Annotated in this window: 7 protein-coding genes; 4 read left to right on the forward strand and 3 right to left on the reverse strand. The window is 47.6% G+C overall.

The features are described 5' to 3' along the window. Positions 1-600: 600 nt before the first annotated feature. Positions 601-1,797, reverse strand: coding sequence for a YjgN family protein (locus tag DT73_RS20965; protein ID WP_036114673.1), 1,197 nt, complete (start codon positions 1,795-1,797; stop codon positions 601-603). A gap of 209 nt (positions 1,798-2,006) precedes the next feature. On the opposite strand from DT73_RS20965, the gene DT73_RS20970 reads away from it, so the two are divergent. Continuing rightward, the gene (locus DT73_RS20970) at positions 2,007-2,501 is read left to right on the forward strand and encodes a GNAT family N-acetyltransferase (protein ID WP_036114676.1); all 495 of its coding nucleotides are present in this window, start codon (positions 2,007-2,009) and stop codon (positions 2,499-2,501) included. Positions 2,502-2,508: 7 nt separating this feature from the next. Here DT73_RS20970 and miaE read toward each other — a convergent pair whose 3' ends face one another. Together miaE and rraB are read right to left on the reverse strand one after the other, a co-directional pair. Next, positions 2,509-3,276 carry a tRNA isopentenyl-2-thiomethyl-A-37 hydroxylase MiaE gene (gene miaE, locus DT73_RS20975; RefSeq protein WP_036114679.1) on the reverse strand — a complete coding sequence of 256 codons (768 nt, stop codon included), beginning with the start codon at positions 3,274-3,276 and terminating at the stop codon, positions 2,509-2,511. A 51-nt stretch (positions 3,277-3,327) separates the two neighbouring features. Continuing rightward, on the reverse strand, positions 3,328-3,750 hold the full coding sequence (rraB, locus tag DT73_RS20980; RefSeq protein ID WP_036114682.1) for a ribonuclease E inhibitor RraB: 423 nt from the start codon (positions 3,748-3,750) through the stop codon (positions 3,328-3,330). A 163-nt stretch (positions 3,751-3,913) separates the two neighbouring features. On the opposite strand from rraB, the gene argF reads away from it, so the two are divergent. The 3 genes from argF (at position 3,914) to DT73_RS20995 (ending at position 6,838) form a co-directional block, all read left to right on the forward strand. Then, positions 3,914-4,921: an ornithine carbamoyltransferase gene (gene argF / locus DT73_RS20985; protein WP_036114686.1), complete on the forward strand. Its 1,008-nt coding sequence runs from the start codon at positions 3,914-3,916 to the stop codon at positions 4,919-4,921. Positions 4,922-5,499: 578 nt separating this feature from the next. After that, the gene (locus tag DT73_RS20990) at positions 5,500-5,976 is read left to right on the forward strand and encodes a hypothetical protein (RefSeq protein ID WP_036114691.1); all 477 of its coding nucleotides are present in this window, start codon (positions 5,500-5,502) and stop codon (positions 5,974-5,976) included. 10 nt (positions 5,977-5,986) lie between these two features. Continuing rightward, complete coding sequence (locus DT73_RS20995; RefSeq protein WP_036114692.1) at positions 5,987-6,838, forward strand: N-acetylmuramidase domain-containing protein; 852 nt, start codon at positions 5,987-5,989, stop codon at positions 6,836-6,838. Positions 6,839-7,512: the final 674 nt, after the last annotated feature.

Genomic DNA, 7,512 nt, shown 5'->3' on the forward strand with positions numbered 1-7,512 from the left:
TGTTCGGGTACCGCTCCGAGTCGGCATCCTGCCTCCCGTCGCTCTGCCTGCGTCCTGCAGGCAGCCCCGGCCCGCCAGGCACGCCTCAACGATTTAGAGGCCACACCCACACCCGCCTGTAATATCTCAGCAAGAATCAAAGAAAACAGACAACGCACAAATCCAACAGCCACACCTGACAACACAAACAACCCGCTACTTGCAGCGAGGGTTGTGTCGCGTAAGACCGGTGAACCGCAGAAAGGGAGACAAGGTTATTCCGCCCGGACGGCGGAATAAGGCGAACCGAGGCATGGATGCCGAGTCGAGCCGGCCGCAGGCTGACTGCCCGGAGGTGAACGCAGTGCGCAGCACCGGTCGCCCGCGAAAATGGGGATTGCGAAGGGGGTGAGCCCCCTTTGCCCGTTCACTGGCCGCGAAGCCACATTAATCACATCACTTCCGGTGAACGGAACAGCCACCACCCCGGCACCAGGTGAAAGACCCCATCACAAAGCAACAAAAGCCTGTATAACACTCATCCAAACCAGCCTGGCACACAAACCCGGCAAGACCCCACGTAATTCCCGGGATCAAAAAAGGGGGCAAAGCCCCCTTTAATCAAAATACAAACTGCATCACTGACAACCCACGTGCCAGCAAATTCGCCGGGTCAGCCGCAGGCTTATCATTGTGGTCTTCCACTGGTAACTGGTCCAAATCCCCTTCTACATGGGTGTTTTCCAGCAAATAACGTGTCGCACGAACTCGCGCCCATGGGTAAGCCAGAAACGCAGTAATGCTGCACACAAACAGATTACTGACAACCAGCCAAACAAACGCACCAATACGTGCAGTAGAACGGAAACGGATAGCGCCGTTATGCAGGCTCGCCTGGCTATAGATATAGTTACGTATTGCTACATAACCGTAGCAATAGCACACCAGAATGCCCAGCATATAGAGGATATACCCCAGTAATATTGAACCAGCAGACTGCATGGCAGCCATCAGAACAATGTCTTCCGGGCTACCGGAATACTTCGCCAGATGCAGTATAGGAGCAACAATGAAGTAGCCAGCTGCAATCATGAAAGGAATAAATAACACGATTGCCTTCGCTACAATAATGCCACACTTCTTCGTTTCAAGACTTACATCAAATTTTGCATTACCGTACTGCAAATTATTAATCAGTAATTTTCCCCACTGTGAAATATAAAGCCCCTGAATCAGTACAATGCTAAAAAGGCTAATTAAGGCAATACATACAGAGCCGCCAATAACCATACCTGCACTCATTGCGGAACCCATAACACTCAAAATAGAGGCAATGAGCATCGACATAACCACCACAATCAGCAATGGCTGACCCAGCATCACCCACCAGGCGCGCAACGGGTTGGTGCGGAAGTTAAAACGCACACCATTCAGTGTGGTCATCATGGCCTGATAACGCAGGCCCTGCATGATCAACCATGGGGAAAACAGTATAAACAACAGCATCATAATCAATGACAATACAGCATTGTTATGGGCGATATTCACCAAGAAAATGCCATATAACACGGCGATACACAGCCAGCCGACCAGAATAGATTTGCCTGTTGCATGATAAGCAAATTTTTTACCGGCTAATTCTGTGTTTTCATAGAAATAACGGCGTGAACGAACAAAGGCCCAGGGGAGGAACAACCCAAGAGTAATGGTGGTCAGAATAGCGTTTACCAGCCAGATAACAAAAAATTCACCGCCCGTACCTTTGAAGGACATAGCACGAGCCGGGCTGTTTACCATCCCGTCATTTACGTCTGACATAACAATCCTTAGTTAAAATTTAAATAAAAACAATGAGTTAAGAAGATATATTTTCTCTGTGTGCATTCAGGCCTTTTTATTGTAAAGTGTATTTACAAAAAGAAATATACCTGGATTAACGGGGTTGTCATTCGCACCAACTAATGTTATTAGCAGGGCTGATATTAATTAATAGCCAAAATAATTCAGACAATTCTTAAGAGAAAATAATGAGCAGTGAAGAGTTCATATCACGTGAAATAACCGCAGAAGATAACCCGGCTATCGCAAATGTTATTCGTCAGGTATCTGCCGAATATGGGTTAACAGCGGATAAAGGCTATACCGTTGCAGACCCTAATCTGGATGCACTATATCAGCTATACAGCCAGCCGGGGCATATCTACTGGGTTGTTGAGCACCAGGGGCGCGTTGTTGGTGGTGGTGGGCTGGCACCGCTGGCTGGTGGTGCCAGCGATACCTGTGAATTACAGAAAATGTATTTTCTGCCTGTCGCGCGCGGGAAAGGGCTGGCAAAAAAACTGGCGATCCAGGCGCTGGAATTTGCGCAACAGCAGGGTTACCACCAGTGTTATTTGGAAACAACAAGTTCACTGACACAGGCTATTGGGTTATATGAGCGCCTGGGCTTTAAACATATTGAGCATGCAATGGGCTGCACCGGCCATGTCGATTGCGAAGTCCGTATGCTGAAAATACTATAATGCTCAATTAAACCCGGCTGACCGGTACGCCACTATGAAAACGGAATTCGGGATCTCCCGACTGTATCAATGCGGCCTCGGCTTCGCCAATTTCCTGTACGCGAGCCTGAATATTATCCTCTGATATTTGTTGGGCAAGTGCCAGGTAATCCTGGTAATGGCGGGCTTCCGAACGCAGCAAAGAGACATAAAATTTTTGCAGGTCACCGTCCAGCCAGGGAGCCAGTGCGGCAAAACGTTCGCAGGAACGCGCTTCTATGTAAGCGCCACAAATCAGTTTATCTACCAGCATCACTGGCTCGTGAGTACGGATACTACGCAGTAACCCTTTAGCATAGCGGCTGGCCGTTATTTTCACATACGGGATACCCCGCGCCACCATGGCTTCCCTTACCTGCCAGAAGTGGTGTAATTCTTCTTTGATAAGTAACACCATGCGGTCGATAAGTGCCTGCTCCCAGGGGGAACTGGTTTGTGGCATGGCGCTTTTACTGATCTGTTTATGCAACGCGATAAAATCGGGCTCGGGGCCTTCGCGGAAAGTAAACGCTTCGTAAGGCTTCAGCCACTCAAGCAGCATCGCCGCACCTTGTGAATCGGCCACATACTTGCGAATCAGCAACATGGCGGTTTGTGCAGCTTTCAGCTCGCACACCATGTGGTCGGTCAGCAGCAACGGTAAATTTTCTGGTTTACGGGCTTCTTGTAACCAGGCTTCGGGTGTGGTGCAGTGGAGAAATTGTAATACGGGGGCAAGAATTTCGGGGTAAGTCATCTAACGGTTCCAGGCTTAATACGGCGGGTTACCCCGCCGCTTTATCATGAATCAGTGGCGGACGCCGTCGTCGTCTTCATCCACGTAATCATCATCGTCATCGTCGCCGTCTTCGCCATTCGGGTCTTCGTAGTAAGTTCCCCAGCCGTCATATTCCACTTCGAATTTTTCAGCCAGATCCATTAACTGTTCAACCTGGGTGTCGATAAGCTCAGCGTTTAAAGCACATTCACTGATGGCATCGCAGCAAATAACCACTTCGCCGCCATCCAGTTCCAGTTCTTCCGGGTCGGTTACTTCATAACCCAGTTTAAAGGCTTCCACAGCCACTTTCTCCAGACTCTCAAAGTCATCTGCGGACAGGTGGTGTTCAATGGTGTACAGCGCATCCGGGTCGCTGCCATCTTCCAGTAATTCTTCAATAACCAAACGCGTTTCTTCGCGTTGTTCGTCCAGCAGTTCAGGGTTTGCCATAAGAGAGCCTCCGTAAGTTGGCATACGGCGCTATTCTCCCACAGCCGGGGCCTTGCCTCCACTCTCATGTGCAAAGATTTCTGTCCTCGGGGTTGAAAATGAATATTCATACATATAAAGTGAATTTTAATTCAACTAGTGGTTTTGACCATGTGAGGCAAAAATGTCCTGGTTCTATAAGAAACACTTTCTGAAATTGCTCGACTTCACACCCAGCCAATTACACGAACTACTGGCCCTGGCCGCCAAATTAAAACACGACAAGAAAAACGGCACAGAAGCACAGCACCTGCAGGGAAAAAACATCGCGCTCATCTTCGAAAAAGACTCCACGCGCACCCGGTGCTCTTTCGAAGTTGCCGCATACGACCAGGGCGCCCGCGTAACCTGGATTGGCCCGAGTGGCAGCCAAATTGGCCATAAAGAATCCATTAAAGATACCGCCCGGGTTTTGGGCCGCATGTACGATGGCATTCAGTATCGTGGCCACGGCCAGGAAATTGTCGAAACACTGGCCCAATACGCGGGTGTTCCCGTGTGGAACGGCCTGACCAATGAATTTCACCCCACGCAGCTGATGGCTGATTTACTGACTATGCAGGAGCACCTGCCTGGTAAAGCATTTAACCAGATGGCACTGGTGTATGCCGGAGATGCCCGCAATAACATGGGGAATTCCATGCTGGAAGCGGCGGCATTAACCGGGCTGGACCTGCGCCTGGTGGCCCCTAAAGCCTGCTGGCCAGACGAACAACTGGTAACCGAGTGCCTGGCACTGGCAAAAGCTAATGGTGGGAATATTACCCTGACAGAAGATATTGCCAGTGGCGTGAAAGGTGCAGACTTCATTTATACCGATGTGTGGTTGTCGATGGGCGAAGCCAAAGTTAAATGGGCTGAACGTATTGCGTTGTTAAAACCTTACCAGGTGAATGCGCAGATGCTGGCGTTGAGCGGCAACCCGGATGTGAAATTCCTGCACTGCCTGCCTGCGTTTCATGATGACCAGACTACTACAGGTAAGCAGATGGCTGAGGAATATGGTCTGGTGGGCGGCATGGAAGTGACAGATGAGGTGTTTGAGTCTGCGAATAGTATTGTGTTTGACCAGGCTGAAAACCGGATGCATACCATTAAAGCGGTGATGGTGGCGACGCTGGCGGATTTGTAGTTGGTGGTGGGGGCGTTCGCCTGGTTGGTTATTTCTGGTCACTTTTCACTGTGTCAGTGTGGTGAAAGTTCCGTTCACTTAAAGTGATGTGGCTAATGTGGCTTCACAGCCTGTGAACGGGCTAAAGGGGGCTCGCCCCCTTTGCAATCCCCGTTTTCGCGGGCAACCGGTGCTGCGCACTGCGTTCACCTCCGGGCAGTCAGCCTGCGGCCGGCTCGACTCGGCATCCATGCCTCGTTTCGCCTTATTCCGCCATCCGGGCGGAATAACCTTGTCTTCCTTTCTCCGGTTCACCGGTCTTACGCGAACAGGCCTCGCTGCAAGTAGCAGGTTTTTTTGTGTTGTGTGGTGTGGCTGGAGGATTTGTGTACTGTCTGCTTTCCTTGTTGATAGAGTCAGGCTTACAAACGAGTGGGTTTGAATTGCACAATATAATTTATAATTCCAAATAAATCAGATTGTTTCATATTATTTATTTTGTTAATAATTAGCATATCAATTCATAATTAAGATTATTCTTAGTTTATATCAACAGCTTCGCATTACTATTTTATCGAAATTTCCTCTAAGAGTCTGGTATGAAAAAAACAATAGCATTTCTTTCTGCAGTCATGTTTTGCAGTGTCAGTCATGCAGAAGATTTTATTTGCCACTTAAAAAACAACAAAACACTTACAATAAGTGTAAACGACACTGGAACGCCGGTTTATCAATATGGCACAGTTGATCATACAGATCTCCGCCTGCCTGTGGAGCATAAGGACATTGATTCAATCCGCAATGCGTATCTTTTGGCGCCCGGGGGTGGTGAGGTATCTTACTTACGATTTATAAACGGCACATATTCATATGTTGTTTTTACCAGTAAAGACGCGGCACAGAAAGTACAAAGCGGTGTAGCCATCTGGAAAGCAAGCAATCTTGTCAGCATATTAAAATGTACAAATGAAACAAAACCAATTGAAAACTATCTGGGTAATGCGCAGGTGTTGACATCGGACGATGACGATACGCTTTACGGATATAAATATATAAAAAAATATCTCCCTGAATAAGAAATAAAAAATGGAACATATACAAATAGGATTTCCTGTCGGTCTTGGACAGTTGAATCAAAAACAGGATGTCAGAACCATCCAGGCACTATTGAACAGTGCTACGCAAAATCGGTCTGATAAATTATCTGTTGATGGTATCGTGGGTCCAAAGACCATCGAAAGAATAAGACAATATCAGGCCAGCGTTGTCAAATTAGACCCTCCAGATGGAATTATCTCTCCACATGGAGTAACTCTGAGGTCGTTACATTTTAAGAAACAAGAAAAAAATATTGTCCCTCAATTTCACTCATCAGGCAATGTTATTACAGAAGATTACTTTATTGAAGCAGCCCATACTTTAAAATGTGAAGTTGCTGCAGTTAAAGCGATTGCCATGACAGAAACCAAAGGCAGTCCTTTTTTATCACCAGGAAAACCATATATTCTTTATGAGAGACACATATTCTCTTCCTTAACAAATAATCGTTTCGATGTCTCACATCCGGATATATCAGCTAAAGAACCGTATCCTCATTATGGTACTTACAATCAACAATATACTCGATTAGATGAAGCCAGAAAATTAGATGAGAATGCTGCTCTTGAATCTGCATCGTGGGGAGCATTTCAAATATTAGGTCGCTATTACAAAAGATGTGGATTTAATTCCATACAGCAATTTATTTCAGGAATGAAAACAATTGATGGGCAATTTTACTCTTTTATCAACTTCATTAACAGTGACAACTCATTACTGAATGCATTACAGCAGAAATCATGGAGAAGAGTTGCATATATTTATAATGGAAGAGCATATTATAAAAAACACTATGATATTAGGTTGGCGAACAATTATCAGTTAGCTTTGTCTGCCTGAAAATTTTTATCTGCGGGGACAGAATTAACCAGGTTGAATGAATATTTCGTTCACTTTGCATGGTGTCATGTGTAGTTGTTTCCGTTCACTTCCAGTGGGGTCAGTACCGCGGGTTCCGTTCACCTGAGGTGATATGGCTAATGTGGCTTCACAGCCTGTGAACGGGCTAAAGGGGGCTCGCCCCCTTTGCAATCCCCGTTTTCGCGGGCGACCGGTGCAGTGTAGTACGCTCACCGGGTGTGGGTATTTTCGTTCACTTGCAGTGTAGTTGTTTCCGTTCACCTGAAGTGATGTGGTTAATGTGGCTTCACAGCCAGTGAACGTGTTAAGGGGCCCGCCCCTTAACAATCCGGTTTTTCGCGGGCGACCGGTGCTGCGCACTGCGTTCACCTCCGGGCAGTCAGCCTGCGGCCGGCTCGACTCGGCATCCATGCCTCGGTTCGCCTTATTCCGCCATCCGGGCGGAATAACCTTGTCTTCCTTTCTGCGGTTCACCGGTCTTACGCGAACAGGCCTCGCTGCAAGTAGCGGGGTTTTTTGTGTTGTGCTGAGTGGCTGTAAGTTCTGTGTCTGGTCTGTCTTTTTGATGTTTTTTGCTGAGATATTACAGGCGGGTGTGGGGTGTGGCCTCTAAATCGTTGAGGCGTGCCTGGCGGGCCGGGGCTGCCTGCAGG

Source organism: Mangrovibacter sp. MFB070, assembly GCF_000705335.1.
Classification (GTDB): Bacteria; Pseudomonadota; Gammaproteobacteria; order Enterobacterales; family Enterobacteriaceae; genus Mangrovibacter; species Mangrovibacter plantisponsor.

What these genes read in the sequence shown, in the direction of transcription:
- DT73_RS20965 (WP_036114673.1), bottom strand. Translation starts at nt 1,797, where the DNA reads ATGTCAGACGTAAATGACGGGATGGTAAACAGCCCGGCTCGTGCTATG.
- DT73_RS20970 (WP_036114676.1), top strand. Translation starts at nt 2,007, where the DNA reads ATGAGCAGTGAAGAGTTCATATCACGTGAAATAACCGCAGAAGATAAC.
- miaE (WP_036114679.1), bottom strand. Translation starts at nt 3,276, where the DNA reads ATGACTTACCCCGAAATTCTTGCCCCCGTATTACAATTTCTCCACTGC.
- rraB (WP_036114682.1), bottom strand. Translation starts at nt 3,750, where the DNA reads ATGGCAAACCCTGAACTGCTGGACGAACAACGCGAAGAAACGCGTTTG.
- argF (WP_036114686.1), top strand. Translation starts at nt 3,914, where the DNA reads ATGTCCTGGTTCTATAAGAAACACTTTCTGAAATTGCTCGACTTCACA.
- DT73_RS20990 (WP_036114691.1), top strand. Translation starts at nt 5,500, where the DNA reads ATGAAAAAAACAATAGCATTTCTTTCTGCAGTCATGTTTTGCAGTGTC.
- DT73_RS20995 (WP_036114692.1), top strand. Translation starts at nt 5,987, where the DNA reads ATGGAACATATACAAATAGGATTTCCTGTCGGTCTTGGACAGTTGAAT.